Origin of the sequence: Microbacterium sp. CCH5-D1 (assembly GCF_001557335.1) — a bacterium.
Classification (GTDB): domain Bacteria; phylum Actinomycetota; class Actinomycetes; order Actinomycetales; family Microbacteriaceae; genus Microbacterium; species Microbacterium oxydans.
Genome location: NZ_LSJW01000138.1, coordinates 1 through 25275, shown reverse-complemented (window position 1 = coordinate 25275; position 25275 = coordinate 1). Strand labels below are relative to the sequence as shown.

The following is a 25275-nucleotide window of genomic DNA, read 5'->3' as shown; positions in this document are numbered from 1 at the left end:
TCCGCCGCTTCCCCGACCACCGTGATCCCCTGCGCCTCGAGCATGATGCGCAGCCCCGCCCTGATCGCGCCGTGGTCGTCCGCCAGCAGCACCGTCGGCTCGCTCATGCCGCTGCCTCCGTCGGGATGCGACCTTCCACCGACCATCCGCCGGCGACCGGCCCGGCAATGAAGGCGCCCCCCAGCGCGGCGACTCGTTCCCTGAGCATCTGCAACCCCCAGCCCCCATCCGCGGACGTGGACGCCCCGCTCGGCGAGCCACCCCTCGAACGCACCTCGACCCGCACCTCGGGTCCGCTCCTGCGGATGATGACGTCGACCTCGGCGCCGCTAGCGTGACGGATGCAGTTGTTCAGTGCCTCCCGCACGATGCGGATGACGGCCTGCTCGAGCGCGGAACCGACATCACCCACGTGATCGGCGACGAGTCGCACCGTGAGTCCCGCGCGTTCCGCCTCCTGCACGATCCCCTCGAGGTCCCCCCACCGCGGCGAGGACGCGGGACTACCCTCACCGCGACGGAGCACGGAGATCATCGATCGCAGCGCCGCATGGGCATCGAGACCTGCATCACGCACGGCCTGCAGCGCTTCGCGGTCCCGCGGATGATCGGGCGGGGTCGACAGGGCGGCCTCCGCGCGGATCGCCATCGCCATCACATGGCCGGCCACCACGTCGTGCAGCTCGCGCGCCATGGTCTCGCGCTCCCGTTGCACCGCCTCCACTCGGTCGCGCTCGGCGACGGCGGCGGCATGCTCCGCTCGCTGACGGTGCAACTCCGCGAGCTCGTGCGCTTGGGAGACCGCCACGGCCCACCAGTAGTCGGTGCCGAAGATCGCTCCGAACTGCACTCCGATGAGGAACGCGACCGGGAACGACACATCGGTGAGCAGCCAGGCGCAGAGGAAGAGGACGACGGTCGCCGCCCCCAGCAGCACCAGCAGCATCCTTCGCCCGCGGGAATCCGCCAGGAAAGCGGCCGTCCACAGGACGTCCAGGAGCACCACGAGGGTCCCGAGGCCCCCCACGGTGAGCAGGTCCGCGACGAACAGCAGGGAGACGAGCACGAGCACGGTCACTGGCATGCGCCGCTTGAAGAGGGCGAGCGCACAGGCGGGAAGTGCGAGCACCAGCGCCCACCACGGCGACAGGGGCTCCTGCAGGAGCGAGAACGGCCCCCAGATACCCCGGAATCCGAAGGCCGCCATCACCACGGCGAAGATCGCCATGCCCAGCGGGTCCGCCCACCAACGGTGCCGGCGGTACCAGGCGCCGAATCCGCCTTCGACCTGCTCGTGCATGCCCTCATGCAACCACGACGGCCGCCGCCGCGCATCCGACGAAGGGATGAGTGGCTCTGCGGAGACGGTACTTTCGCCCGATCCGGATCGGTGGAGTGTCCGTGAACGTGGTGGCATGGAACTCTTCGGCGGACTGCCGCTCCCCCTCTCGCTCGCGCTCCTGGCGTTGATCGACGGGCTGAGCGTCGGCACACTCCTCATCCCGGTCTTCCTGCTGCTGCACCCGGGGCGGGTGCGCGCCGGGCGGATCCTGCTGTATCTGGGAACCATCGCCGCGTTCTATCTGGTCGTCGGCCTCCTGTTCCTGTGGGGCCTGGTGAACCTCGTCGACGTCGCGTCCGACTTCCTCGCGTCGCCCGCGGGACTGATCGTCCGGCTCGTCGTCGGAGCAGCGCTCCTCATCACGGCATTCGTGATGCCGACCGGCGGCAAGAACGAGAAGAACGCACCGGCGCCCGCACCGCAGACAGCATCCGCGCCTCCGGTGCCGCTTCGGGGAGGGACACCGGGCGCGCAGGATGCGAACGGCTCCCGCCTGGCTCCCCCGGATGCCGCGTCCGCGATCGCGACCGATCCTGCTCCTCGTCCCGGACGCATCACGCGGTGGCGGGAGCGGCTCCTCGACCCGCGCACCCGCGGCACCGCAGTGATGGCCGTCGCCATCGCCGCAGGGCTCGTCGAGATCGCCACCATGCTGCCGTACATCGTGGCGATGACCATGCTCGCGGATGCCGGCATCGACACGCCGCTGCGTGTGCTCTCGCTCGCGGGATACTGTGCGCTGATGATCCTGCCCGCGGTCGTGCTGCTCGTGCTGCGGATGGTGGCCGCTCCACTCGTGCAACGGCCGCTCGAACGCTTCGCCGCCTGGATGGAGCGCACCGGGGCGGAGAACACCGCCTGGATCATCGGCATCATCGGGTTCCTCATCGCCCGTTCTGCCGCCACCGAACTCGGCCTCTTCGAGGCGATCGGTTCGTTCCTCGACCGGTGACCGGCACACCCTCCGGGTGCGACCGCGCAGCGCTCACGACGAAGTAGGCTCGACGGGTGCGTCTCGTCATCGCCCGCTGCTCGGTCGACTACACCGGTCGGCTCAATGCCCATCTTCCGCTCGCCACGCGTCTGCTCGTGCACAAGGGCGACGGGAGTCTGCTCGTGCACTCCGACGGCGGCAGCTACAAGCCGCTGAACTGGATGAGTCCCCCGTGTTCTCTCTCGAACGAGACTCCGGGTGAGGAAGAGGCGAGCGCCGGCGTCGTCGAGGTCTGGCGGGTGACCCACAAGAAGACCGGTGACGCGTTGCGCGTGCAGATCTACGAGATCATCCATGACACCTCGCACGAGTTGGGCATCGATCCCGGACTGCAGAAGGACGGCGTCGAGGCAGACCTTCAGCGACTTCTCGCGGAGCAGGTCGAGCGCATCTCCGAGGGTGCGACGCTCGTGCGCCGCGAGTACCCGACGGCGATCGGGCCGGTCGACCTGCTGGTGCGCGATGCCGACGGCGCGGCGATCGCCGTCGAGATCAAGCGCCGCGGCGACATCGACGGCGTGGAGCAGCTGACCCGCTACCTCGAGCTGCTCGGCCGCGATCCACATCTCTCCCCCGTCCAGGGTGTCTTCGCCGCCCAGGAGATCAAGCCGCAGGCGCGTGTACTCGCCGAGGATCGGGGCATCCGCTGTCTGGTGCTCGACTACGACGACATGAAGGGAATCGAGTCGGGCATCCCCCGCCTGTTCTGAGCAGACGGTCTCAACGGACGGGGATGAGCCGCGGCGTCGGCCCCTCCAGACGCGCGATCGCGATCTTCACCTCGAAGATCTCCTGCTCGACTCGATCGAATCGCGCATCCACGCGGTCGAATCGCGATTCGAGACTCCCGAACCGTGCGCTGAACTTCGCGTCCTGCGCATCGAGCTTCGCGTCCTGCGCGTCCTGCTTCGCGTCCTGCGCGTCGAACTTCGCGTCCTGCGCCGCGAAACGCGCATCGAGCTTCGCGTCCTGCGCATCGAACCGTGCGTCGAGTCGTGCGTCCTGCGCCGCGAAACGCGCGTCGAGCCGGGCGTCCTGCGCCGCGAAACGCGCATCCATCCGGTTGATCGTCCAGCCGAATCCGCCGATGATCGCCACCAGCAGCGTCGCGGCCGTGGCCAACATCGTGATGATCTCCACCGACACGTACATACCCCCATTCTGACTCGCACATCCGCCGTTGTCACGACCTTATATGGGGACATAGAGTGCTCACATGAGACGTGGATAAGCCCTGTTCGTGCACACCTGTGCAGGAAAGGCGACCGTCCTCTTCCGGGCCATAGGGTGGAGGGGTGCCTCACTCCCCTTACTCCTGCGTGCTGTGGGACGTCGACGGCACCATCGTCGACGCGTCCGTCGGCATCCTTCGCCGGCTCGACATCGCGCTCACGCACTTCGGCCACCCCGCGCCCACGCGCGAGCAGCTGGTGCACTGGATCGGTCCGCCCATGTTCCAGTCCTTCCAGGACCAGGCGGGAATGACCCCGGAGCAGTCCGCCGAGGCCGTGGCCTTCTACCGCACGCTCGGGAAGGCCGACGGCTACACGACCGATGTCGCGACCTATCCGGGCGTCGTCGAGCTCATCAACGAGCTGCACGCCGCCGGGGTGCCGCAGGCGACCGCCAGCTCGAAGCCCGAGAACCAGGTCGATGCCCTCGTCGATCACTTCGGCCTGCGCCCCGCGTTCCTGACCACAGTCGGCGCGACCCCCGACGAGTCGACTCTCGCCTCGAAGACCGACATCGTCGCCGAGGCGCTTCGTCGGCTGCGCGCGCTCGGCGCCGACACGTCACGACCGGTTCTGGTCGGTGACCGCCATCACGACGTGGAAGGCGGGAACGCCAACGACGTCCCCGTCATCTTCGTCGAGTGGGGCTTCAGCGACAGGCACGAAGGCGATGACGCCGCGTTCCGAGCGGCCTCGGTCGCAGAATTGCGCGCGCTGCTGCTGAGCTGACCCCGCCTCCTCCCGCTGACGGGTATCAGCCGAAGCGGCGCTGAGAACCTCAGAAAGCACAGAACTCCCCGCCGGATGACGCATCGGGGACGCGATCCGGTGGGGAGTTCTGTGTCGCGCCCGTCTCAGACGGGGCGGATGTTCTCTGCCTGCAGGCCCTTCGGACCCTGCGCCACATCGAACTCGACTCGCTGGTTCTCTTCGAGAGACCGGTAGCCGGATGACTGGATGGCGGAGTAGTGCGCGAAGACGTCAGCGCCTCCGTCGTCGGGGGAGATGAAGCCGAAGCCCTTCTCCGAGTTGAACCACTTGACCGTGCCCTGGGTGCTCATGTACTGCCTGTTCTGCTGATGAAGAAGCCGACGCAGGGATGCCCCGACATCGCTAACGCTAGTGGAGGAGGCCCCGAGCGGAATAGCCGCTGCAAGAAGGTAATCCAAATGTTGCACGAGCGGCATCCGCCCGTCATGCGTCGCTTCGCGACCCGCACGGCGCCTGAGGCGCCCCGAAAATGGTGTGGCCCTCACCGCGGGGGGAGCGATGAGGGCCGAAGACGACCGGAGGGTGCGTCAGGAACAGCTTAGCTCCTTTTCGACGCCCTTGTCCCCCTTTTGGGGGACAAATCTGAACTTCGGTGCGAGACTGGACGATAGCGGCCCCCTCGAGTAGCCCATTGGGGACTGAACTACTCGAGAGGGCCCAATCGCATGCACGGATCGTCTGCCCCTGGGGAGGGCCGCCGTCTCCTGGGGAGAGACGGAGACGATCAATCCCCGTGTGCATGCACCTTCACCATAGGGGAGGATGCACGATGTCGCCACGGACTCTCGTCCACGCGATATCGGAGAAGGTCGGGGTACTGATCCCGCAGGGATCGCAGGTTTCGGGCGGAGACGGGACGCACAGCACGGAGGCACCTCCGTCGTCCTCTCTCCCCCGGATCCGCGGGCTCCGTCACTCGCGAGTAGCCTGATGCGGTGACTCTGCTCAACAAGGACATGACGCTGTGCATCTCGCTCTCCGCACGGCCCAGCAACAACGGCACGCGCTTCCACAACCACCTCTATGAGGCGCTCGGGCTCAACTGGATCTACAAGGCGTTCGCCCCCACCGATCTCGGCCAGGCCATCGCGGGCGTCCGCGGGCTCGGGATCCGCGGCTGCGCCGTCTCGATGCCCTACAAGGAAGACGTCATCGCCCTGGTCGACCGGATGGATCCCTCGGCGAGCGCGATCGACTCGGTCAACACCATCGTCAACGACGACGGTGTGCTCACCGCCCACAACACCGACTACTCCGCGATCGCGCAGCTCATCGAACGCGAGCACCTGGATCCTGCGAGCTCGGTGCTGCTGCGTGGGTCGGGCGGCATGGCCAAGGCGACCGCGGCAGCATTCCGGGACGCCGGCTTCTCACGCGTGACCATCGTCGCCAGGAACGAGGAGAGCGGACGTGCGCTGGCGGACCTGTACGGATTCGACTGGTCGGCGGAGGTCGGCGATGCCACGGCCGACGTGTTGGTCAACGTGACCCCGATCGGCATGGCCGGGGGCGCGGAGGAGCACGCGCTCGCGTTCCCCGAGGAGACGATCGCACGCGCGTCCGTGGTCTTCGACGTGGTCGCGCTTCCCGCCGAGACTCCGCTGATCGCCGCGGCTCGCACAGCGGGGAAGACCCTGATCACAGGAGCAGAGGTCGCGACACTGCAGGCATTGGAGCAGTTCGTGCTCTACACCGGCATCCGACCGTCCGCCGAGCAGGTGCGCGATGCCGAGGAGTTCATGCGCGCAGGGAACGCCTGACGGCGAAGAGGGGAGTGGTGCGTCGATGAAGACGATCGGTGTCCTGGGCGGCATGAGCTGGGAGTCGTCACTGGAGTGGTACCGGCTGGCGAACGAACGGGTGCGCGCGCAGCGCGGTGGCCACCACTCCGCTCGCATCCTGTTGGACTCGCTCGACTTCGCGGAGATCGAGGCGATGCAGGCGCGTGGCGACTGGGACGCCGCGGGTGATCTGCTGGCGTCGCGCGCCGCAGCGCTGGAGGGTGCCGGTGCGGAGCTTCTCGTGCTCGCCACCAACACGATGCATCTGGTCGCCGACCGCATCCGAGCGGCGGTCGGCATCCCGTTCCTGCACATCGCCGATCCCGCAGGTGAGGCGATCACCGCCGCGGGCCTGCAGACCGTCGGGCTTCTGGGCACGGCGTTCACGATGGAGCAGCCGTTCTACGCAGAACGGCTCGCGCGACACGGGGTCCGCACACTCATCCCCGGCGCCGACGATCGCGCGCTTGTGCACGCCGTCATCTACGACGAGCTCGTGCACGGTGTCATCCGCGACGAGTCCCGTCGACGTTACACGGAGGTGATCGAGCGCCTGGTGGGCGACGGCGCAGAGGGGATCATCCTCGGCTGCACCGAGATAGAGCTGCTCATCTCGTCCGGCGACGCACCGGTGCCCGTGTTCCCGACGACGGCGCTGCATGTGGATGCCGCGGTCGCCCTCGCTCTCGGCGGAGACGCCGCGGCCGATCGAGCGGACTCAGTCGGTTTGCCCCTCCGCGAGGTATGACAGGCGGTGGAGCGTCTCGGCATTGCGCCAGCGCAGGATCGGGGCGGTCAGGAACCGCGGGATCAGCGCCGCGGGCCCTGCGACGGGCTCCTCGTCGATGCGCACCTGACAACCGGAGGGGGTCGTGCGTGCTCGCAGCGTGACCGTCGCCTCGCCCATCGGCCAGCCGCGCGCCCTGAGCACGACCCGCCGCGGCGGATCCCACTCGCGCACCTCGGTCGTGTCGTCGAGCAGCACGGGCCAGACCCCGACGGAGTGATGCAACTGCGCCGCCACCGCCGGCCAGGTCTCGTCGACGTCTCTCATGCGGGAAGCTCCGACCACCCATGCGGGGTAGAGCCAGCCGTTCGCGAGCACGCGGAACACGTCATCCGTCGTGCACGCCAGGTCACGGGTGTTCGTCGCCATGTCTCCTCCTTGCAGCGCCGTCCATTTGCAGCACCGTCTGTTTGCAGCGCCGTCTGCTCCTGCGGAGTCATCCTGCGCGGCATCCAGGCGCCAAGGGGACCCGCTTGACATCGCGGATCCGACGGAGATAGCACACTCCGATCCGGAGCGCTCCCCCCTGGAGGGATCAGGCGGCGCCTGGCACCGTCGGAGCATGTTGCAAAGACTGAGCTCACGCGTGGTGCAGGCCGTCACCGCGGTCGTCCACGACGATTCGCCCTCGCTCCTCACCCGGGGCTACGACTTCGGCGCACGCATCTGGCGGCGTGCGGAGCCCGGTGCACGGTCGGCTCCGATGCGACTGCTCGGAGACGACGCGGTGTTCGTGCGGGGAGTCGAGGGCATCGACCTGTTCTATGACGAGTCGCGCATCGCCCGCCACGGCGCCATGCCGAAAATCGTCCAGGAGACGCTGTTCGGACACGGGTCCGTGCACAGCCTGGACGGGTCGGCGCACCGACACCGCAAAGCGACGTTCGTGGAGGTGGCCTATGAGGATGCGCAGGTCGCGCGCCTGACTCCCTGGCTGGAGCGCGAGTGGAGAGTGGAGGAGGACGCCTGGCTCGATGGGGGAACCCGCAGTGCGTACGACGCGGCGGTCGGCGCCTTCGGCCGCGCGATCATGGGCTGGGCCGGGCTGCCGGGTACACCGGCAGCGAAGACCCGATGGGCGGCTCGGCTGGCGCAGATCGTCGACGACTTCGGTGTTCCCTACTCACCCGAGTACGTGGCCGCCTTCGTGAACAGGATGTGGTCCGATCGGCATGCGGAGCGACTCATCGATGCCGTCCGATCTGGCTCACTGCACGCCGAAGAAGGCACAGCCCTGGCCGAGTGGGCCGACCACCGCGATCAGGACGGCTCGTTGCTCCCTGCCCGCCTCGCCGGCATCGAACTGCAGAACAGCATCCGACCGATGATCGCCGCGGCGCGTTTCGTGGCCTTCGCGGTCAAGGAACTGCACGACAGGCCCGAATGGCGCGAGCGGATCGCCGCCGAGACCGTCGAACGGAATGCGCTGGTGAGCGGGCCTCTGGCCGTGATGTTCGCGCAGGAGGTGCGGCGCACCGCTCTGTTCGTGCCCATGCTGCCCGGGCGCGCGATCGTCGACATCGAGATCGGCGACGTGCGGGTGCCGGCAGGCGGGCGCGTGGTGCTCGACATCCTCGGCACCGACACCGACGAGCAATCGTGGGCCCACCCGCATCGATTCGCACCCGAGCGGTTCACCGACGTCGAAAATCACGAGTCGATCCGCACCTTCATCCCGCAGGGCGGTGCCGACGTCGCCACCGGGCACCGCTGCCCCGGCGAGAAGCTCGTGATCGCCGGCCTCTCTGCGGCGATCGCCGTGCTGAGTGATCCGCGTCTCGACATCCTCGACACCGGACTCGAGGTGAACCGGCGACGACTGCCGACCAGACCCGCATCGGGCGGAGCGGTGCGCAAGAGCGGATCGACCCGCGGCTGTCCGTTCCACTGAGACGCGCGTCCGCACGTCAAGAGGCAGCTGTCAACCCGGTGGCCGGTCGCCCTGGGAGCGACGAGCGTGGCGCGGACGACGAAGACCAAGGATCGGAGGACATCATGAAGGCATTGACCTGGCAGGGCAAGCGCACGGGGACGGTGGAGGAGGTTCCCGATCCGGTCATCCAGCAGCCGGAGGATGCGATCATCCGGGTCACGTCCTCGGCGATCTGCGGTTCCGACCTGCATCTGTACGAGCTGCTGGGCCCGTTCCTCGATCGCGGCGACATCCTGGGCCACGAGCCGATGGGAGTCGTCGTCGAGGTGGGTGCGGACGTGAAGACGCTCGCCGTGGGAGACCGTGTCGTCATCCCGTTCAACATCGCGTGCGGAGAATGCTACCTGTGTCGACGCGGCTTCCAGTCGCAGTGCGAGACCACCCAGGTGCGCGAGTACGGCAGCGGAGCCGCCCTCTTCGGGTACACGAAGCTGTACGGGCAGGTCCCCGGCGGACAGGCGGAGTATCTGCGGGTGCCCCTCGCCGACTACAACCACATCCCCATCGCGAGCGACCTGCCCGATGAGCGGTATCTGTTCCTCAGCGACATCCTTCCCACGGCGTGGCAGGGAGTGGAGTATGCACAGGTGCCGGACGACGGAACCCTCGTGGTGATGGGGCTCGGTCCGGTCGGACAGTTCGTCTCCCGCATCGGACGGCACCGGGGGCACCGGGTGCTCGCGGTCGATCCGGTGCCGGAGCGTCGCGCCATGGCGGAACGCCACGGCATCGAGACGTTCGACCTCACCGACACGATCGTGGATGAGCTGCGGGACCTGACCGACGGGCGCGGCGCCGATTCGGTGGTGGATGCCGTCGGGCTCGAGGCTCACGGCAACGCGGGCGTCGAGTTCGTGCAGAAGGCGGTGGGCGTACTCCCGGATCCGGCGGCACGACAGCTGCTCGACAAGGCGGGTGTCGATCGTCTGGCCGCCGTCTACGCCTCCATCGACACCGTTCGCCGCGGAGGGACCGTATCGCTGAGCGGGGTGTACGCGGGCGACGCCGACATCATGCCGATGAAGACGCTGTTCGACAAGCAGATCACCCTGCGCATGGGGCAGTGCAACGTGAAGAACTGGGTGGATGAGCTGGTGCCCCTGGTCGAGGACATTGCCGACCCGCTCGGTGTGATGGACCTCACCACGCACAGTGCGCCCCTCGACGACGCGCCTGAGCTATACCGCACCTTCCAGAAGAAGGAAGACGGCTGCATCAAGGTGGTGCTGCGCCCGTCGACGGTGTGACGCGAGCCTGACAGCCGCGATTGACAGACGCGGCTGTCAATCGTGGGACGGAGACCTCAGGCCCGGCGGGGGGTCTCCGTCTTCGCGATTCCCCTCGTCGACATCGGGTCGACGGGTGCCGATACCCGGGTCGTCGTTGTGTGTCGACTCGTCAGGCACCGTCGAGCGGGATCCGGGTTCGACCCCGACCGCCGACGCGGCACCGGAGTCGGCACCCGCTCCTCCGGCCGGTACGTCACCCGGGTCCGCTGGCCGGTCGCCCCCGCGCTCGGCGAGGTGCTGGGCGATCCGGGATTCGGCGTCGCCCTCGACCGGCGAGGTCGCCGCCTCCGGACGCGTTCCCTCGCTCCCGCTCATTCGGTGCCGTCCCTGAGGTCGGTGGGAGCGTCACCGCTGTGGCCCGCGCCCTCGTCTTCCGGAGTGAGGTCACCCTGGCCCTCTTCGCCCAGCTCCGCCTCGATCGGGTCTTCGCCCTGCGTCTCCGGCTGCTCGCCTTCGGTGGGATACACGTCGGGATTCGACATCCTGCACTCCTCTCGTCGGGAGGACCAGGGTGGAACGGAATCCGCGGGTCCGCAGGACCGTTGACACCCGGACGACGGGCGACTAATCCCGAACACGGAAAACGTGAGCAACCTTGGTTGACAGCGCGGGGATGAGCAACGTAGGTTGACAGCATGGAATCCCTCGATGTCGCACAGATCGCTGCAGACACCACCGATCCCCGAGCAGGGCTCCGTGCGGTCGCATCTCTGCGCCGACTCGCGGATGCGCTCGAACTGCGCCAGGTCGAAGCCGCGCTGCGGTCCGGCATGAGCTGGCAGTCCATCGCCGACGCCCTGGGCGTGACCCGCCAGGCCGTACACAAGAAACACTCGAAGCGAATCGATCCGTCCATCGACATTCCGCGGAGGGGATGATGAGCCGATTGGTGCAGGCTGCTGGCACGATGCACACCTTGTCGCTGGCCGCCATGGAAGAGGCCTCGCGTTTCGGGGTGCGCGATACCGACATCGATCATCTTCTGCTCGCTCTGACGATCGACCCCGACACCGGGGGTCAGATCCTGCGCGGAATGGGTGCCGGGCTCGACACGGCCCGCGCGGCCGTCGCGGCTCAGCACGCCGCTCAGCTCGAATCCGTGGGCGTCGCGACGGGTGTGGAGGAGCCCGGCCGCATCGTCTTCCACGAGACCTCGGGGTACGAGTGGACGGACCGGGCGCTCGCAGTGTGGACCGTGGCATCGAGTGGCGGCCGCCGCGGCGACTCCGCGGCGGTGCTGCGCGCGCTCGTGGATGAGCCGAGCGGTCTCGTCGAAGAGATCCTGCGACGACTCGATGTCGACCCGGACGCGCTGAGATCTCGCCTCGACGACACGCGTGTCTTCGATCCCGCGCGAACAGACCGGATCGACGACAACAGCTTCTCGGCTAGCCGTTCGATCTTCGTCCCCGCCCCCGTCGAGGACGTGTGGGAGCTGCTGTCGTCGGCCTCCCGCATTCCCGAGTGGGATCACGGGGTGGGCGAAGTGGGCTCAGCGATCGCCCCCACCGGCCCCTGGGAGGCGCGGACGCTCACCGTCCGCAACGGCAAGCCGGTGACGGTCAAGGAATCCTACGAACGTCAGCAGATCTTCCTGGATCGGCTTGAGGACCGCGCCTTCGTCACGTGGCGCTTCACCTATCCGGACGCGAGTATCGGCACGTCACGGGTGCTCGCATTCGCGCTCGAACATGCCGCTGGGGGAATACAGATCCAGGTGACGCTCACGTGGGAGGTCAGGGGACCCCGACGAGGAATTCTGCACAGCATCCGACGTCGCGTGCTCCGCCCCGTCCGGCGGCCGGTCGCGCACGTCCTCACCTACTTCCAGCTCACCCAGACCGAGAGCGGCATCACGCGCGTGTTCCGCTGAAATCCGGGTGGGCGCATCGCGCAGAACTCGGCGATGCGCCCACCCGGCCAGGTCCGCTCAGCCCTTCGCGCCCTTGCGGGGCTTGATGAACTCGGCCGGCGCGTTCTTCTCGCGCTTGGCGGCGCGCTTCTCCTTGAGTGTGAGCTGCGGTGCCTTCTTGGTCTTTCCGGACATGGTGTCTCGCTTCCCCTTCAGTGGCTGGCGTAACCTCCGACCATAGTGAGAACCCGGAGGAAGTCAAATTTCCTTTTGACCGGGAAATTTTTGATAGACTGAACGCCTGAGAACAACCACGGAGGACGACCTCCGACTGTGGGACTCGACGGGGACGACCCCACCTCGAAGGAGTCCGGCGATGTCACGCACGGAACTGAAGACGTTGATCGGCCCGACGGATATCGTCCGCGTCGTCCTGGGATGGGGAGCCTTCGCCGCCCTCCTTCTCCTCCACCCGGTACCGGAGCCTCCCGTGCCCACCCCAGTGCTCGTCATCGCGCTCGCGGTCATCATCGCGGTGATCCTCGTCTGCGCGTTCGGCGTCGTGAAACAGGCGGAAGCCCTCGCGCATCGCCTCGGAGACCCTTACGGCTCGCTGGTCCTCACGCTCTCGATCGTCATGATCGAGGTGATCCTGATCTCGGCCGTCATGCTCGGACCAGGCGAGCACGCGACCATCGCCCGCGACTCGGTCATGGCCGTCGCCATGATCATCCTCAACCTCGTGATCGGGCTCGCCCTCCTCGTCGGCGGACTCCGCCACCGCGGCATGGCCCACAACCGCACCGGCACCTCCGCGTACCTGTCCATGCTGGTCGTGCTCGTCGCGCTCGCCTTCGGCCTCCCCGCTCTGATCGGCACGGACGGGTCCTACACGGTGGCGCAGGAGATCCCGATCATCGTGCTCACCCTCGCGCTCTACGCGTTCTTCCTCTATCGGCAGATGGGCGCGCAGGCAGGCGATTTCACCGAAGTCGACCCGCGCCTGCTGCAGAACCCGCAACGCCAGGAGAACACGGAGGGGAACAGCGGGATCCGTGAGGTTCTCGCCGAGCATCGCACGGAGGTCCTCGTGCGGCTCGCCCTGCTGGTGGTCACCGTCATCCCGATCGTGCTCCTGTCGCATGACATGGCGGCACTGCTCGACGACGGGCTGGGCCGCCTCGGCGCTCCGGTCGCCCTCGCCGGCGTGCTCATCGCGGGCATCGTGTTCCTTCCCGAATCGATCACCGCGGTCCGCGCCGCTCTGGGCGGAGAAGCTCAGCGCGTCAACAACCTCTGCCACGGTGCGCTCGTCTCGACGGTCGGACTCACGATCCCCGCCGTGCTGATCATCGGCATGTTCACCGGCCAGACGGTCGTGCTCGCGGAGTCTCCGGCGAACCTCTTGATGCTCGGCGTCACACTGCTGCTGTCGGTGACGACCTTCGCCGCGAAGCGCGTGACGGCGATGCACGGCGCCGCACACCTGGTGACCTTCGGGGTCTACCTCGTGGTCCTCTTCCGCTGACCTCCGAAGCGGAGTGCCCCGGAGTCACGTTCCGGGAGCCGCGCCGTCCAGGCGCAGAGGGGTCAGCGGCGCGGCACTGCAGACGGCGACGCGCCCTGGCCCCGGCTCGCACAACGGCTCGTTGAGATACTCGAACTCACCGTGTGTGACGGTACGCACGCAAGTACCGCACACTCCGACACGGCATTCGCTCGGCCAGTCGAGACCCGCACTCTCGGCGGCGTTCAACAGGCTTCCCGCCGCGGGCTCCCACGCGAAGGAGCCCGCAGCCGAATCGACGCGCAACGGGACGTCGGCGCGAGGCACGCGCGGCGGCCCCCACTCCGAACTCGCCGGAGAGGAGAAGGGGTCGACGTGGACGCGCTCGGGAGCGAACCCCGACTGCACGAGCAGGGCGCGCATGGCGGCAGCGAAAGTCGGCGGACCGCATACCGAGGCATCCGCTTGCTCGAGATCCAGGTCGGCCACGATGGACGCCAGGGCCGTGGCATCGATCAGCCCCTCGATGGCCGTGAAACCCTCGCAGCTCTCCGGCGCCGGCGTGTCGGTGACATGGAGCTGTGCCGTAGCGTCCGTGAGCTCGGCGACCGCCCTGCATGCCTCCGCCCACAACGGCAGGGAGGTCGAACTACGCGCGCTGTGCACGACTCGTATGCGTCCTGCTCCGCGTCGCGCGACGCGCGAGCGCAGCAGAGCCACGCTGGGAGTGATACCGATTCCTCCGCTGACCAGCAGGAGATCTCTCGATGCATCGTCGCCCCCGACGCCGTGGGGCCCCGAGACGAGTATCGTCTCGCCGACCTCACGGACATCGTGCAGCATCGTCGAAACGCGCCCGTCCCGCTTCACGCTGATGCGGAACCGCCCCGGTGCGGTTCCGGAGATCGTGTACGACCGCCAGTTGGGAGTCGGAGCGTCCGGAAGGTGCACCCGCACGTGGGTTCCCGGAGGAGCGGTCGTGAGCAGGTCGAGGGGGTCCGAAAGCCAGAGGCTGACGACGTCGTCGGACTCGTGCTCTCTGGCCAGCACCCGGGCAGCGCGCGGCCACCCGGGCTTGCCCTCCAGACGTGCGACGGCCCCGGGCTCCTCGCGGACCGCGTCACCCACACGCACGGTGCCTCCGCCGATGACCCGCGCGTAGACGCCGCAGAATGCGTAGCCGTAGCGGCTGGCCAGCAGCGCGGGCACATTGAGGTCGGACACCCCTTCGACCGGGCGGATGGTGGTGGCGCGACAGCGGTCGGTCGGCTGGAACACCTCGAGCTCGGCCTCCCCGACGCGGATGCGCGCTCCCACGAGCTCGAACTCCTCGAACGGGGCCAGCCCGGTGAGGTAGAGGTTGGCCCGGAAGCGGCGACGATCGACGGGAACACCGGTCTCCCTCTCCAGCTCCTCGAGGGTCGCGAGGTTGATGATCGACAGATGCGCGTCCTCCCAATCCCAGAGTCCATCGGAGGCGGCCTCGACCAGGCGGGGCTCGCCATGATCCGCTCCGAGGGTTCGACGCAGGAGGTCGTCGATGGCGGCCGAATCGAACGCCCCGACCTCGCCGGCGAGCGACGACCCTCGCTTTCCTCGCGCCATACCCTCCGCTGTCTCGACGACCAGGGCGGGGGAGTCGGAGCCGTCCTCGACGAGGCCGAGTGAGATGCGGGCGAGGTGCTCGTGGCGGGCGAGGTGGAAGAAGTGCTCGCGAGAGAGCCATCCCGTGGAGCTCGGAGTCGAGTCGCGGCGCGCTATCGCGAATGCCCGGTCCCCGCGCAGACCACGACCGGGATCGAGACGAACGGGGTCGCGTGCCGGCACGCCGGAGAGTCCCTTCACCGGATAGCGCACGATGCTGTCGATGGAACCTCGGCTCCTGGTCATGAACGTCCCTTTCCCCTGCTCTGACGATCGATCATCATCATCGGCTCTCGGATCGTCCCCACCCCTCGGTATTCCGGCATTGGATCTCGCGGTCGTGTCCGCTCGCGAGTGCACGGATCCGTGCCGCCGTCTTCCGGCCGTGATATTTTTGGCATAGGCCAAAAATATCATCGCGCCGGAATCGGCACAGGAGGGAGCACTATGTCCACGAAGATCGCCATCAACGGCTTCGGTCGCATCGGACGGAACTACTTTCGAGCCCTGCTCGCGAAGCAATCGGATCTCGAGGTGGTCGCCGTCAACGACCTCACCGACACGCGCACGCTCGCGCACCTGCTCAAGTACGACGCGGCGAACGGCACCCTGGCCGGACCCGTGCAGCATGATGAGGCGCACCTCTTCGTCAACGGACAGGCGATCCGCGTGTTCTCGGAGCGCGATCCGCTCCGCCTGCCCTGGGCCGAGCTCGGTGTCGACATCGTGATCGAGTCCACCGGGCTCTTCACGAAGGCGGAACTCGCCGCGAAGCACGTGGAGGCAGGAGCCCGGAAGGTGATCATCTCGGCCCCGGCCACCGGTGACGACGGAACCTTCGTCCTGGGCGTGAACGAGCACACCTACGATCCCGAACGGCACCACATCATCTCGAACGCCTCCTGCACGACGAACTGCCTCGCCCCTGTGGCCAAGGTGTTCCACGAAGCGTTCGGGATCGAGGCCGGACTGATGACGACCGTGCACGCGTACACCGCCGACCAGAACCTTCAGGACGGCCCGCACTCCGACCTGCGGCGCGCGCGCGCAGCCGGTGTCAACATCGTGCCGACCAGCACCGGGGCGGCCAAGGCGATCGGCCGTGTCATCCCCGAGTTGGAGGGCAAGCTCGACGGCTTCGCGCTGCGGGTGCCGGTGCTCACGGGATCCATCACCGACCTCACGGTCACCGCCTCGCGGCCCGTGACTGTGGATGAGGTGAAGGCCGCGTACCGCGCCGCCGCCGAAGGCCCGCTCAAAGGGATCCTCCGTTACACCGAGGAGGAGATCGTCTCCGCCGACATCGTCGCCGACCCGCACTCGTCGATCCTCGACGCCGGACTCATCCGGGTCATCGGCGATCAGGTGAAGGTCTCGGCCTGGTACGACAACGAGTGGGGGTACTCGAACCGCCTGGCAGACCTCACCGAGTATGTCGCCGAGCGGCTGCCGGCACGCGAGGAGGACGCGCGTGCCTGAGTCGACCATCGACACGGCGGCGTTCACCCTCGACGTGTCGGAATGGGTGAACAGCGCTCCGGTCAGCCCGGAATCGCTCCACGGACGGGTGGTGGTGGTCGAGGCCTTCCAGATGCTGTGTCCCGGATGCGTGAGCCACGGACTTCCCCTCGCTCAGCGCCTCCACGGCATGTTCGACCGCAGCGAGCTCGTGGTCCTGGGGCTTCACACCGTGTTCGAACATCACGAGGTCATGGGAAGGGAGGCGCTCGAGGTGTTCCTGTCGGAGTACCGTATCGAGTTCCCCGTGGCGATCGACCGCCCGATCGACGGTCAGGCCATCCCCGCCACCATGCAGCACTACGGCCTCAGAGGAACGCCGTCGATGATGATCGTCGACAGGGAGGGGCGCGTGCGGCAGATCGCGTTCGGCGCCGTGGACGAGCTGGCGCTCGGGACGTATCTGGGGCGACTCCTCGCCGAGCAGACTCCATACTCCGCCCCGTCGATCTCCGGCGGGGCGGAGCGGACCGGGGAGTCCTGCGACGTCGACGGTTCGTGCACCTGACGCCCAGGGCTAGCTCACGGCACCTCGCCGACGCGCGTTCATGTCCCGCTTCCACATTCCGTGACGTGAAGCCGATAGTTGCCGCACGCAACTGAGCTGTTACCATTGAGACATGGCTGTCCACGACGAGCTCGATGACATCCGTGACGCGCTGGTCCGAGTGGTCGCGGAGTGGACGCAGAGCGAACTGCAGGTGCGGATCGCCGAGAGCGTCGACGACTCCCTCGACGCTCTCGAGGTGCGGGCCCTGTATCTGGTCGGCATGAGCGGAGGCTCCCTCGGATTCGGCCGCCTGGCTGATCGGGCGGCACTGTCACGTCCCACCACCTCGAAGCTGGTCTCGCGCATGTCGGCTCGAGGATTCTTCGACCGGATCCGATCAGGACGCACGGTCGATGTACGGCTGACGGATGCCGGCCAGGTGGCGTATGCGCGCCTCGTCGACGCCGGGCAGCAGATGGTCGGCGGAGCTCTCGCAGGGTGGTCCGTGCAGGAGATCACCCAGTTCCAGGCTCACCTCAGCCGATTCGTCGCCGCCCTCCCCGGGGCGACGCTCGCGACCACATCCCGGTCGTCCGATCTCGTCCCATCACCCCTGGAGGAAAAATGACCCGCACGTATGTCATCACCGGCGCCGGATCCGGTATCGGCGCCGCCACTGCCGAGTTGCTGCGCACGCAGGGACACTCCGTCATCGGCGTCGATCTGGCCGGAGTGGAGGTCACGGGCGACCTGTCGACGCACGCAGGCCGCCTCGCCGCCGCGGACGCGGTGATCGCGGCTGCCGACGGAGGCATCGACGCGGTCATCGCATGCGCCGGGATTTCGGCGCCCATCGCCAAGACCATGGCCATCAACTACTTCGGCGTGACCGAGTTCCTGACCGCCCTGCTGCCGAGCCTGAGCCTGGCGGACCAGCCTCGTGCCGCGGTGGTCTCCTCGATGGCCTCGTTGCAGCCCGTCTCGGCTGATCTCGTCGATGCAGCACTGAGCGGCGACGAGAACCGCGCGCTCGAGATCGGGGACCAGCTCGCCGCCACGGCGGAGGGCGGGTTCCTGAACTACTCCTCGAGCAAGCGCGCACTGTCGCGGTGGGTCCGCCGCGCGTCCGTCTCGGAGGAATGGGCCGGCGCCGGCATCCCCCTGAACGCCGTCGCACCGGGAACCGTCATCACGGCGATGACCGCCGGATTGCTCGCGAGCCCTGAGGGACTGGCGCAGGTCGACGCCGCCGTGCCGATGCCGCTGAACTACCACCAGCCCGCATCCTCGATCGCCGAGCTGCTCGTGTGGCTGACGAGCCCGGCCAACACCCACATGGCGGGCCAGACCATCTACTGCGACGGCGGCGCCGATGCCGTGCTGCGCGGCGACGACATCTGGTCCTGGAACGACGCACCGCGCGACTGATCCCTGCCAGACGAGAAGGCCCGATCCGGTTCACGGATCGGGCCTTCTCGTCGTATCCATCACGCGGCGTCCCCCGGCGGTTATTTTGAATGACTAAAAATAACGTGATACTGTCGGAGGGAACCGGACGGCCAGATCGTCTTTCCCTTCATCGACATCCGACAGCTCTTCGGGAAGGCACCTGGCCGCAGGACGAGCATGCCGTCCATCGGGGGCGCATCGCCCCAGGGTGGCTTCGGCGCGCCCGCGCACAGGACCGAGCGCGCCTGCATCCGACGGCGCCCGGCAAGACGAGAGGAAGCACTGATGAAGGAGACCCGAGACCGCTGGAAGCCGAACCCGGTGTTCAGTTCGATGCCGCATTCGATGGGCCGAGGCTCCCGCGAAGACATCGTCTGGGAGGCTCTCGACCGGGTCAACGGCAAGCCCGCCCCCACGATGGGGACGATGCAGGCCGCGATGGGGAACGAGGCCCAGATCCGCATCGTCCATGACACGATCCGCGCCTATCTCGACGCGCACGGTCTCGACGACACCAGCGAGCTCGGTGTCCGCGCCGGAGACGTCGCATGAGGGGGAGGGCCGGCAAGGCCGACCTGACGATGCGCATCCGCCCGACCGAGCTGTGCCGCACTCCACCCGAAACACTGAACGGGGACCAGTTCATCGCCCGACTCGGGTCCGTCGGTCTCGGCAGCACCTCCTATGTGGTCGGACGTCGCGACCCGCACGCCCCGGATTGGATCGTGCTCGACTACGCCACCGGCGCACACGAAAGGGTGTGGAGACACACGGGCGGCGATGCGGCAGGCGTGCTCACCTACGTACTGGTCGACGACGACTCCTCGAAGGGGTACGTCTCGGCTGCCTGACGATCGCTGTCCGAGGGTCATCCGCCGAACACGACCACCGCTCCGGGCCGAGCACGCGCGGCCCGGAGCGCCACGGCGGCCAGGGCTCCGGTGGCGAGGATGCGCGTCAAGATCAGCACGTTGGAGACCGTGATCATCGCGTTCTGGTCGGATACGCCGCCCGACATGACGGCGAACTCCATCAGCGAGCCCAGCACCACCGCGGCGAGCGCGATCGCCGGGATGAGCCTCCAGGGTGTCACCAGCGTGCTGCGCAGGACTCCGGCGACGATCGTCCCCGACAGCGCCAGTTCCACGAGGGCGTTCACGTAGATCGGCACGGCGGAGCTGAAGTCGAACGATGCCGTCAGCAACAGCGGACCGATGGGCAGCCAGCCCGCGAGAAGAAAGAGGGAGACGACCGCAGCCCTCGGCAACCGCGGGGTGTCGTCACGGCGCGCAGCTCCGATCCCGGCGGCGACGAGCGCGAGGCTGAAGGCGAGGGTGGCCGCTGTCGACATCCCGACGAGAGCTTCGACATCGAGGGACCCGGGAAGACTGCGGAAAGCTGCCAGCAGAGCTGAGACGACGAACATCCCGCCGGATGCCAGCCACCAGGGCGACCACCGCGATGACACGCCCTCGACCGTCACCCCCGAGGTCTCAGATCCACTCATCGCTCACCACTTCATCGTCGGGGACAGGTCCTGCACCCACCCTGTCAGATGCCGCGGGGAGCCCACGAGTCGAGCGATCGGCCCAACCGCGTGGCAACCTGGATGAGGCACCGTCCGACCCCGAGCCGAGAGCGTCACGACCTTCGATGGATATCCGCATCACGCATGTCGACCCGCAGAACACCGCGCTGCTGAACCAGTGGAACGGCATCCTCAGCGGCGGATACGCGGCCGGACGCCGGAAGGTGTGGTCTCGCAGCGATGAGGCGACGCGTCGGCAGTTCCAGAACCCGCATCCGACCCGCAGGTCAGTGCTGTTGCTCGCGGAGATCGGCGGAGTGCCGGTGGGTGCCGCAGAGGCCCACGTGCACCCCGGAGATCCGGCCGACGTCGAGATCGCCGTTCTCGATCGCTTCCGTCGCCGCGGGATCGCCCGCGCCCTGCTCCGCGCTGTCCGCGACGCCGTGCGCGGCACCGCCACACTCGTGCGCACCGAGACGTACTCCGAAGCGGGGGTCTCGTTCGCGCAGTCGGAGGGGCTGCGGGTCGGTATGCGCGAGAGCCGGCAGGTGGTCGACCTGCCTCTGCCTGCGGGAACGCTCGAAAGCCTGCCCGCTGCGCACCCGGACATCGAGGTCGTCTCGTGGGTCGGCGCGTGTCCGGACGAGCTGCTCGCCGACTGGGCGCGGCTTCGCACAGACATGTCGGACGACGTGCCGATGGGCGACCTCACCCGAACTGCAGCAGCTGCCGACGTCGCAGCGGTTCGCTGGAACGAGCAGCGCATGTCGCAGCAGGGCTATGCGCTCGTGCGGAGCGTCGCACGAATCGAGGGGAACGCCGTCGGCTACACGGAGATCCTGCTCTCCCGGCCCGACCCGACGATCGTGCTGCAGGACGACACCTTCGTCGAGGAGCGGGTGCGAGGTCGCGGCATCGGGCGGGCCCTGAAGGTCGCCAATCTACGACTGCTCATGACCCTCCCGGAGAGCTCGGCGTCACGATTCCTGCAGACCTACACGGCGCCGACGAATGCGCCGATGCTCGCCCTCAACCGATCGGTCGGCTTCACCGAGGTCGACGTCCTCACGGTTCTCGAAGGTCCGCTGGGCTGACGACTCGCTCCCGCATGCCGGGTCGATTCTCCGCGTGGTTCCGGTGCCCTCGGTCAGGCGACGGTGTCGGCCTCGGCCTCGGCATCGGCATCGGCATCGGTGTCGTCGGGGAGGGACCCCATGCTCGTGGAGGACGTCGTAGAGGGGGCGAGTGAAGCGCAGGCCGCGAGTTCGAGCGCCGAGGTGCTGAGTCCGACGGCGGCGAGCGCGAGAGCGAAGCGAGGACTGGGGGGGCGTGAGGTCACGGGATGCCTTCCCTGAGGACGGGAACTTCCATCGTCGCGCCGACGACGGCGTACGGCATCCGCCGAAGGTAGGGACGATGTCGTCCTGCAGACGGATGTTTCACGACCCCCCCTCGGAACCACCTCGGACCCCCGCCCGGATGAGGGCAGGGGTCCGAGCGCTACGCAACCTACCGGCGCACCAGTTCCGCGCTCACCGGCTTCGGGATGAACATCGAGAACACCAGCGCGCCGACGAGGACGACGGCCCCGGTGATCAGCGCCGCGACATACCCGCCCGCCGGCACCTCGCTCGAGGCGAAGGAGGTCTGCGCCGCATAGATGACGACGAAGCTCAGCCCGGCGCCGAGATTGATGGCGCCGGTGTTCAGGCCGGGGAGTGAACCGGGGCGATCCTTCGGCGAGAGCACGACACCCAGACCGTTGAGCATGATGTTGCCGATTCCCGCGTAGGTGATCCCGACCGCGATCGAGAGGAGGAGCAGCACGAATCGCGATGAGGTCTCCACGTTGGCGACCATGAGTCCGAGCACGAGCACGGTTCCGCCCAGCCCGATGCGCAGCATCGTGCGGTATCCGACCGTGGCTGCGAGCCGACCGCTGAGCGGACCCATGAGGAGCCCGGCGAGGGCGTAGGGCATCAGGATCCACAGCGACACTTCCTCCGCACTCATCGAGAGGTTCATCGCGGTGTCCTGCGCGAGTGCGGGGACCACGCCGTTCATGATCGCGAAGATCCCCGACAGGGTCAGGAGCGAGGTCGCGCTCAGTGCCCAGGTAGCCCTCTGCTTCAGCTGGGGGATCGACACGAGCGGATCCGCGATCCGTCCCTCGAGCTTCCAGAAGGCGGCGAAGGATGCAACCGCGACGATGCCGAGGACGACGACGAGCAGCAGGTCCGCGCCGGCGAGCTTGCCGAGCTCGTTGAGCGCGACGAGCATCGATCCCACCGAGACGACGAGCAGCAGCGACCCCCACCAGTCCATGCGGGGACGGTCATCGGCCATGGTCTCCGGGGCGAGCAGGCGCACGGTCAGGGCGGCGACGATCGCCACACCCGCCATGGTCCAGAAGATCGACGCGAAGCCGTGGTTCGTCGCCAGATATCCGCCGAGCAGAGCGTCACCTCCGGCGATCCCTCCGTTGACGGCGGTGACGACACCGAGGAGGGTGCCGTACGCCTTCGGATCCTTCACCGCGGCTCGCAGCATGATCAGGCAGAGCGGAACGACCGGTCCCGACACGCCCTGGATCAGCCGGCCGACGAACAGCATCGGGACGTTCGTGGCCAGCGCCGACACGACGCAGCCCACGGCCATCACCACGAGCATGCCGACGAGAACCCGTCGACGTCCGATCAGATCACCCAGGCGGGGGAGGAACAGGGTGAACAGCGCGGCAGCTGTGAAGAACACCGTCTGGGTCGCGGCGATCTCGGTGGAGGTGGCGTCGAGTTCGCGCTCCATCGTCACCAGCGCGGGGCTCAGCATGCTGGCGTTGAGCTGGAACGCGAGGCAGGCGGCGAGGAGGGCGATCATCAGCGCCACCACGTTCGTCCGGGTGCGAACAGCTTCTGTGTGGTTGGTCATTGCTCACTTCTTCGTGTCTGGTGGGGGGCTTGTCGGTGGTTGATCGGGGGCTGATCGCGTGCGTAATCCTTTACGCACGCCATATCTTTGACTGATGGTGTCGACGGCGGCACCGATGGGGGGTCGGGTCGTGGTGAAGAAGGCGTCGGTCACGCTGCACGAGGTGGCGGCAGCCGCCGGGGTGTCCATCGCGACCGTCTCGCGGGCCCTCAACGGGAAGGACCGCGTCTCCGGCCGCACCGCCGAGCACGTGGCCGAGGTCGCCGAGCGTCTCGGCTACCGCGTCAATCTCATCGGTCGCGGACTGCGGGCGGGCAGCGGTGCCACGATCGGCGTCGTGGTCCCGGTGATCAGCAACCCTTTCTACGGCGAGCTCATCCACCGCCTCGAAGACCATCTGCAGCGCCGCGGCTTCGATCTCGTCATCGCCGACTCGCACGGCGAGGTCGACCGCGAACGCGACCGTCTCCGCATGCTGGTCGAACGTCGCGTCGAGGGGATCTTCGTCGTGCCGTCCGATGCCGAGCTCTCGTACGACGCCGTCGCGGACACCGCCCGCAGAGTGCCGCTGGTGCAGCTCGACCGCCGCGTGATCGACCTGTCCGCCGACTTCGTGGGAGTGGACAACGACGCCGGCATCGATCTCGCCGTCGACCACGTCACCTCCCGCGGAGCGCGTCGGGTCGTGCTCGTCTCGGGCAACGACGTCACCTCGGTGGGCCGTGAGCGACGGGCCGCGTTCGAGGCCACGGTCCGCACCCGGTCGCTGTCCCGCGAGGACAACATCTTCGGCGAGTACCTGCTCGCCTTCGGAGAGCGGGCCGCGGAAGAGCTGCTCGCCCGCGGGCCTCTTCCCGACGCGATCATCGCCGGAGACGACCTCGTCGCAGCCGGCGCCATCGCGGCGTTGAAGCGCGCGGGCAGGAGCGTTCCCTCCGATGTGCAGGTGACGGGCTTCGACGGGACGATGCTCGCCGACGTCTGCGAACCGCGGCTGACGACCGTCGTGCAGCCGTTCGACGGGCTCGCCCAGGAGGCGACCGAGGCCCTGGTGCGACGGATGGAAGACCCCGAGGCCCCGTACGTGCTCCGTCGCCTCGCGCCGAGTCTGCGCGTGGCCGAGTCGACGACGCCCGCCGCTACGCACTGAACCTCATGCCAGCGCGCCGACGGCGTCGGTGACCAGGTTCCAGAACTTCGGCACGTCGAGGGTGATCGCGACGTCGGTGTTCGGCTCCTTGCCGAGCATGTCGTGGAGATCGACGCAGGTCGCACCGGCTGTGAACTCGCCCGTGGTCTCGATGTCCACATGGCAGCGCTGCACGGAGGCGACGGCGCGGTCGATCGCGATGGCCACGGTGATGGGGTCGTGCAGAGGGCCCTCGGGCATGCCCTCCGCCTTCTCGTAGGTGCTGCAGAAGAACCGGAGCAGCTCGACCCCGAAGGCTGCGGTGTCGTTGCCGACCGCACCGATGCGCTGGATGACCTCTTCGGTGATGAGGGCCTGGTGGGAGATGTTGAGCCCGACCATCGTCAGCGGCAGTCCGGAGGCGAACACGACGGCTGCGGCTTCGGGGTCGGCCCAGGCATTGAACTCCGGGTACGCGCCCACGTTGCCGCGCCCGGTCGAGCCGCCCATCCAGATGATCTCCTTGATCTGCGACGTGACCTCGGGGCGCTGCTGCAGCAGGAGCGCGATGTTCGTCAGCGGACCGGTCGGGATCAACGTGATCGGCTCCGATGAAGCGGCGAGCGTGTCGGCGAGGAAGTCGACGGCGTGGCGGGGGTCGAGCGGCACCGTGGGTTCGGGGAGCACCGGACCGCCCAGCGCGTTCTCGCCGTGGATCCACGCACCAGGGGTGAGTTCACGCGTGAGGGGCTTGTCGGCACCGGCGGCGACCGGCACGTTCGTGACCCCGGCGACCGTGAGGGCAATCCGTGCGTTGCGGGTCGTGTGCTCGAGGTAGCCGTTGCCGCCGACGGTCGTCACACCGCGCAGGTCGATGGCGTCGTTTCCGGCCGCGAGCCAGATCGCGAAGACGTCGTCGTGGCCCGGATCGCAGTCGAGAAGGACGGGAGTGGTCATGGTGCTCCTTTGCAGATGTTCGTGCGTAAACGTTTACACTTTCTTGCAGGAACGTCAAGTCGGGTGCACACCGGCGTCGTTGCCTGCCCCGTCCCGCGATCCGAAAGCCGCCGCCATGATCACTCCTGTCTCTCCCTCGCTCGT

Annotated in this window: 29 protein-coding genes and 1 pseudogene; 18 read left to right on the top strand and 12 right to left on the bottom strand. The window is 68.0% G+C overall.

The genetic code is table 11. The features are described from left to right. Together AX744_RS20270 and AX744_RS08500 are read right to left on the bottom strand one after the other, a co-directional pair. Window positions 1–107: pseudogene (locus AX744_RS20270) on the bottom strand (DNA-binding response regulator); the annotation flags it as partial. Next, window positions 104–1300: a sensor histidine kinase gene (locus AX744_RS08500; RefSeq protein WP_061016324.1), complete on the bottom strand. Its 1197-nt coding sequence runs from the start codon at window positions 1298–1300 to the stop codon at window positions 104–106. The pseudogene AX744_RS20270 and the gene AX744_RS08500, both read right to left, overlap by 4 nt. A gap of 115 nt (window positions 1301–1415) precedes the next feature. Between AX744_RS08500 and AX744_RS08495 the strand changes: the two genes are divergently transcribed. After that, entirely contained in the window at window positions 1416–2294 is an 879-nt protein-coding gene (locus AX744_RS08495; RefSeq protein ID WP_058630906.1) for a GAP family protein, read from the top strand. A gap of 56 nt (window positions 2295–2350) precedes the next feature. After that, a complete protein-coding gene (gene nucS, locus AX744_RS08490; protein ID WP_045262658.1) occupies window positions 2351–3046 on the top strand; it encodes an endonuclease NucS in 696 nt (231 codons plus the stop codon). Window positions 3047–3056: 10 nt separating this feature from the next. On the opposite strand, the gene AX744_RS08485 is transcribed toward nucS, so the two are convergent. Next, window positions 3057–3488, bottom strand: a complete 432-nt coding sequence (locus AX744_RS08485; protein WP_061016321.1) for a hypothetical protein — start codon at window positions 3486–3488, stop codon at window positions 3057–3059. A gap of 143 nt (window positions 3489–3631) precedes the next feature. Between AX744_RS08485 and AX744_RS08480 the strand changes: the two genes are divergently transcribed. Then, window positions 3632–4297 (top strand): HAD hydrolase-like protein, encoded by a 666-nt coding sequence (locus tag AX744_RS08480; RefSeq protein ID WP_058630908.1) that lies wholly within the window; start codon window positions 3632–3634, stop codon window positions 4295–4297. Window positions 4298–4422: 125 nt separating this feature from the next. On the opposite strand, the gene AX744_RS08475 is transcribed toward AX744_RS08480, so the two are convergent. Continuing rightward, the gene (locus AX744_RS08475; protein ID WP_017203899.1) at window positions 4423–4629 is read right to left on the bottom strand and encodes a cold-shock protein; all 207 of its coding nucleotides are present in this window, start codon (window positions 4627–4629) and stop codon (window positions 4423–4425) included. A gap of 645 nt (window positions 4630–5274) precedes the next feature. Between AX744_RS08475 and AX744_RS08470 the strand changes: the two genes are divergently transcribed. Together AX744_RS08470 and AX744_RS08465 are read left to right on the top strand one after the other, a co-directional pair. Continuing rightward, the gene (locus AX744_RS08470) at window positions 5275–6099 is read left to right on the top strand and encodes a shikimate 5-dehydrogenase (protein WP_269454447.1); all 825 of its coding nucleotides are present in this window, start codon (window positions 5275–5277) and stop codon (window positions 6097–6099) included. 25 nt (window positions 6100–6124) lie between these two features. After that, window positions 6125–6868 (top strand): aspartate/glutamate racemase family protein, encoded by a 744-nt coding sequence (locus tag AX744_RS08465; RefSeq protein ID WP_061016320.1) that lies wholly within the window; start codon window positions 6125–6127, stop codon window positions 6866–6868. Here AX744_RS08465 and AX744_RS08460 read toward each other — a convergent pair. Beyond that, a complete protein-coding gene (locus AX744_RS08460; RefSeq protein WP_061016319.1) occupies window positions 6839–7276 on the bottom strand; it encodes an SRPBCC family protein in 438 nt (145 codons plus the stop codon). The genes AX744_RS08465 and AX744_RS08460 overlap by 30 nt on opposite strands. A gap of 193 nt (window positions 7277–7469) precedes the next feature. Here AX744_RS08460 and AX744_RS08455 point away from each other — a divergent pair, with 193 nt between their 5' ends. After that, window positions 7470–8798: a cytochrome P450 gene (locus tag AX744_RS08455; protein WP_061016317.1), complete on the top strand. Its 1329-nt coding sequence runs from the start codon at window positions 7470–7472 to the stop codon at window positions 8796–8798. Between the two features lie 104 nt (window positions 8799–8902). Next, window positions 8903–10087 carry an alcohol dehydrogenase catalytic domain-containing protein gene (locus tag AX744_RS08450; RefSeq protein ID WP_061016315.1) on the top strand — a complete coding sequence of 395 codons (1185 nt, stop codon included), beginning with the start codon at window positions 8903–8905 and terminating at the stop codon, window positions 10085–10087. Between the two features lie 36 nt (window positions 10088–10123). Here the strand turns inward: AX744_RS08450 and AX744_RS08445 are convergent, their stop codons facing one another. Together AX744_RS08445 and AX744_RS20265 are read right to left on the bottom strand one after the other, a co-directional pair. Beyond that, window positions 10124–10444: a hypothetical protein gene (locus tag AX744_RS08445; protein WP_061016311.1), complete on the bottom strand. Its 321-nt coding sequence runs from the start codon at window positions 10442–10444 to the stop codon at window positions 10124–10126. Continuing rightward, window positions 10441–10611 (bottom strand): hypothetical protein, encoded by a 171-nt coding sequence (locus AX744_RS20265; protein ID WP_156172634.1) that lies wholly within the window; start codon window positions 10609–10611, stop codon window positions 10441–10443. Before AX744_RS20265 ends, AX744_RS08445 begins: the two co-directional genes overlap by 4 nt. A gap of 153 nt (window positions 10612–10764) precedes the next feature. On the opposite strand from AX744_RS20265, the gene AX744_RS08440 reads away from it, so the two are divergent. The 3 genes from AX744_RS08440 to AX744_RS08430 all read left to right on the top strand — a co-directional run bounded on the left by AX744_RS08440 (window position 10765) and on the right by AX744_RS08430 (window position 13509). Next, a complete protein-coding gene (locus AX744_RS08440; protein WP_045262666.1) occupies window positions 10765–11007 on the top strand; it encodes a hypothetical protein in 243 nt (80 codons plus the stop codon). Then, entirely contained in the window at window positions 11007–12002 is a 996-nt protein-coding gene (locus tag AX744_RS08435; protein ID WP_061016309.1) for a Clp protease N-terminal domain-containing protein, read from the top strand. Before AX744_RS08440 ends, AX744_RS08435 begins: the two co-directional genes overlap by 1 nt. 355 nt (window positions 12003–12357) lie before the next feature. After that, window positions 12358–13509 carry a calcium:proton antiporter gene (locus AX744_RS08430; RefSeq protein ID WP_061016307.1) on the top strand — a complete coding sequence of 384 codons (1152 nt, stop codon included), beginning with the start codon at window positions 12358–12360 and terminating at the stop codon, window positions 13507–13509. 24 nt (window positions 13510–13533) lie between these two features. Here AX744_RS08430 and AX744_RS08425 read toward each other — a convergent pair whose 3' ends face one another. Then, window positions 13534–15378: an MOSC domain-containing protein gene (locus AX744_RS08425; protein ID WP_061016305.1), complete on the bottom strand. Its 1845-nt coding sequence runs from the start codon at window positions 15376–15378 to the stop codon at window positions 13534–13536. Between the two features lie 201 nt (window positions 15379–15579). Here AX744_RS08425 and gap point away from each other — a divergent pair, with 201 nt between their 5' ends. The 6 genes from gap (at window position 15580) to AX744_RS08395 (ending at window position 19440) form a co-directional block, all read left to right on the top strand. Continuing rightward, entirely contained in the window at window positions 15580–16611 is a 1032-nt protein-coding gene (gene gap / locus AX744_RS08420) for a type I glyceraldehyde-3-phosphate dehydrogenase (protein WP_061016303.1), read from the top strand. After that, complete coding sequence (locus AX744_RS08415) at window positions 16604–17158, top strand: peroxiredoxin family protein (protein ID WP_058630916.1); 555 nt, start codon at window positions 16604–16606, stop codon at window positions 17156–17158. The genes gap and AX744_RS08415 overlap by 8 nt, the downstream gene beginning before the upstream one ends. 112 nt (window positions 17159–17270) lie before the next feature. Then, the gene (locus AX744_RS08410; protein WP_058630918.1) at window positions 17271–17768 is read left to right on the top strand and encodes a MarR family winged helix-turn-helix transcriptional regulator; all 498 of its coding nucleotides are present in this window, start codon (window positions 17271–17273) and stop codon (window positions 17766–17768) included. Beyond that, complete coding sequence (locus tag AX744_RS08405; RefSeq protein WP_061016301.1) at window positions 17765–18568, top strand: SDR family oxidoreductase; 804 nt, start codon at window positions 17765–17767, stop codon at window positions 18566–18568. The genes AX744_RS08410 and AX744_RS08405 overlap by 4 nt, the downstream gene beginning before the upstream one ends. A 306-nt stretch (window positions 18569–18874) precedes the next feature. After that, window positions 18875–19141 carry a hypothetical protein gene (locus tag AX744_RS08400; RefSeq protein ID WP_058630920.1) on the top strand — a complete coding sequence of 89 codons (267 nt, stop codon included), beginning with the start codon at window positions 18875–18877 and terminating at the stop codon, window positions 19139–19141. Further along, window positions 19138–19440 carry a hypothetical protein gene (locus AX744_RS08395; RefSeq protein WP_058630921.1) on the top strand — a complete coding sequence of 101 codons (303 nt, stop codon included), beginning with the start codon at window positions 19138–19140 and terminating at the stop codon, window positions 19438–19440. The genes AX744_RS08400 and AX744_RS08395 overlap by 4 nt, the downstream gene beginning before the upstream one ends. 17 nt (window positions 19441–19457) lie before the next feature. Here AX744_RS08395 and AX744_RS08390 read toward each other — a convergent pair whose 3' ends face one another. Next, window positions 19458–20096: a hypothetical protein gene (locus AX744_RS08390; protein WP_157543561.1), complete on the bottom strand. Its 639-nt coding sequence runs from the start codon at window positions 20094–20096 to the stop codon at window positions 19458–19460. A 146-nt stretch (window positions 20097–20242) separates the two neighbouring features. Between AX744_RS08390 and AX744_RS08385 the strand changes: the two genes are divergently transcribed. Beyond that, window positions 20243–21211, top strand: coding sequence for a GNAT family N-acetyltransferase (locus tag AX744_RS08385; RefSeq protein ID WP_061016297.1), 969 nt, complete (start codon window positions 20243–20245; stop codon window positions 21209–21211). Window positions 21212–21264: 53 nt separating this feature from the next. Here the strand turns inward: AX744_RS08385 and AX744_RS08380 are convergent, their stop codons facing one another. Then, window positions 21265–21456: a hypothetical protein gene (locus AX744_RS08380; RefSeq protein WP_061016295.1), complete on the bottom strand. Its 192-nt coding sequence runs from the start codon at window positions 21454–21456 to the stop codon at window positions 21265–21267. Window positions 21457–21626: 170 nt separating this feature from the next. Beyond that, entirely contained in the window at window positions 21627–23045 is a 1419-nt protein-coding gene (uriT, locus tag AX744_RS08375; RefSeq protein ID WP_061016293.1) for a uridine transporter UriT, read from the bottom strand. A gap of 94 nt (window positions 23046–23139) precedes the next feature. On the opposite strand from uriT, the gene AX744_RS08370 reads away from it, so the two are divergent. Further along, a complete protein-coding gene (locus tag AX744_RS08370; RefSeq protein ID WP_058630926.1) occupies window positions 23140–24195 on the top strand; it encodes a LacI family DNA-binding transcriptional regulator in 1056 nt (351 codons plus the stop codon). Window positions 24196–24198: 3 nt separating this feature from the next. Here the strand turns inward: AX744_RS08370 and AX744_RS08365 are convergent, their stop codons facing one another. Next, window positions 24199–25131, bottom strand: coding sequence for a nucleoside hydrolase (locus AX744_RS08365; RefSeq protein ID WP_061016291.1), 933 nt, complete (start codon window positions 25129–25131; stop codon window positions 24199–24201). Window positions 25132–25275 lie beyond the last annotated feature (144 nt).

What these genes read in the sequence shown, in the direction of transcription:
- AX744_RS08500 (WP_061016324.1), bottom strand. Translation starts at nt 1,300, where the DNA reads ATGCACGAGCAGGTCGAAGGCGGATTCGGCGCCTGGTACCGCCGGCAC.
- AX744_RS08495 (WP_058630906.1), top strand. Translation starts at nt 1,416, where the DNA reads ATGGAACTCTTCGGCGGACTGCCGCTCCCCCTCTCGCTCGCGCTCCTG.
- AX744_RS08485 (WP_061016321.1), bottom strand. Translation starts at nt 3,488, where the DNA reads ATGTACGTGTCGGTGGAGATCATCACGATGTTGGCCACGGCCGCGACG.
- AX744_RS08475 (WP_017203899.1), bottom strand. Translation starts at nt 4,629, where the DNA reads ATGAGCACCCAGGGCACGGTCAAGTGGTTCAACTCGGAGAAGGGCTTC.
- AX744_RS08465 (WP_061016320.1), top strand. Translation starts at nt 6,125, where the DNA reads ATGAAGACGATCGGTGTCCTGGGCGGCATGAGCTGGGAGTCGTCACTG.
- AX744_RS08460 (WP_061016319.1), bottom strand. Translation starts at nt 7,276, where the DNA reads ATGGCGACGAACACCCGTGACCTGGCGTGCACGACGGATGACGTGTTC.
- AX744_RS08455 (WP_061016317.1), top strand. Translation starts at nt 7,470, where the DNA reads ATGTTGCAAAGACTGAGCTCACGCGTGGTGCAGGCCGTCACCGCGGTC.
- AX744_RS08450 (WP_061016315.1), top strand. Translation starts at nt 8,903, where the DNA reads ATGAAGGCATTGACCTGGCAGGGCAAGCGCACGGGGACGGTGGAGGAG.
- AX744_RS08445 (WP_061016311.1), bottom strand. Translation starts at nt 10,444, where the DNA reads ATGAGCGGGAGCGAGGGAACGCGTCCGGAGGCGGCGACCTCGCCGGTC.
- AX744_RS20265 (WP_156172634.1), bottom strand. Translation starts at nt 10,611, where the DNA reads ATGTCGAATCCCGACGTGTATCCCACCGAAGGCGAGCAGCCGGAGACG.
- AX744_RS08440 (WP_045262666.1), top strand. Translation starts at nt 10,765, where the DNA reads ATGGAATCCCTCGATGTCGCACAGATCGCTGCAGACACCACCGATCCC.
- AX744_RS08435 (WP_061016309.1), top strand. Translation starts at nt 11,007, where the DNA reads ATGAGCCGATTGGTGCAGGCTGCTGGCACGATGCACACCTTGTCGCTG.
- AX744_RS08430 (WP_061016307.1), top strand. Translation starts at nt 12,358, where the DNA reads ATGTCACGCACGGAACTGAAGACGTTGATCGGCCCGACGGATATCGTC.
- AX744_RS08425 (WP_061016305.1), bottom strand. Translation starts at nt 15,378, where the DNA reads ATGACCAGGAGCCGAGGTTCCATCGACAGCATCGTGCGCTATCCGGTG.
- gap (WP_061016303.1), top strand. Translation starts at nt 15,580, where the DNA reads ATGTCCACGAAGATCGCCATCAACGGCTTCGGTCGCATCGGACGGAAC.
- AX744_RS08410 (WP_058630918.1), top strand. Translation starts at nt 17,271, where the DNA reads ATGGCTGTCCACGACGAGCTCGATGACATCCGTGACGCGCTGGTCCGA.
- AX744_RS08405 (WP_061016301.1), top strand. Translation starts at nt 17,765, where the DNA reads ATGACCCGCACGTATGTCATCACCGGCGCCGGATCCGGTATCGGCGCC.
- AX744_RS08400 (WP_058630920.1), top strand. Translation starts at nt 18,875, where the DNA reads ATGAAGGAGACCCGAGACCGCTGGAAGCCGAACCCGGTGTTCAGTTCG.
- AX744_RS08395 (WP_058630921.1), top strand. Translation starts at nt 19,138, where the DNA reads ATGAGGGGGAGGGCCGGCAAGGCCGACCTGACGATGCGCATCCGCCCG.
- AX744_RS08390 (WP_157543561.1), bottom strand. Translation starts at nt 20,096, where the DNA reads ATGAGTGGATCTGAGACCTCGGGGGTGACGGTCGAGGGCGTGTCATCG.
- AX744_RS08385 (WP_061016297.1), top strand. Translation starts at nt 20,243, where the DNA reads ATGGATATCCGCATCACGCATGTCGACCCGCAGAACACCGCGCTGCTG.
- uriT (WP_061016293.1), bottom strand. Translation starts at nt 23,045, where the DNA reads ATGACCAACCACACAGAAGCTGTTCGCACCCGGACGAACGTGGTGGCG.
- AX744_RS08370 (WP_058630926.1), top strand. Translation starts at nt 23,140, where the DNA reads ATGGTGTCGACGGCGGCACCGATGGGGGGTCGGGTCGTGGTGAAGAAG.
- AX744_RS08365 (WP_061016291.1), bottom strand. Translation starts at nt 25,131, where the DNA reads ATGACCACTCCCGTCCTTCTCGACTGCGATCCGGGCCACGACGACGTC.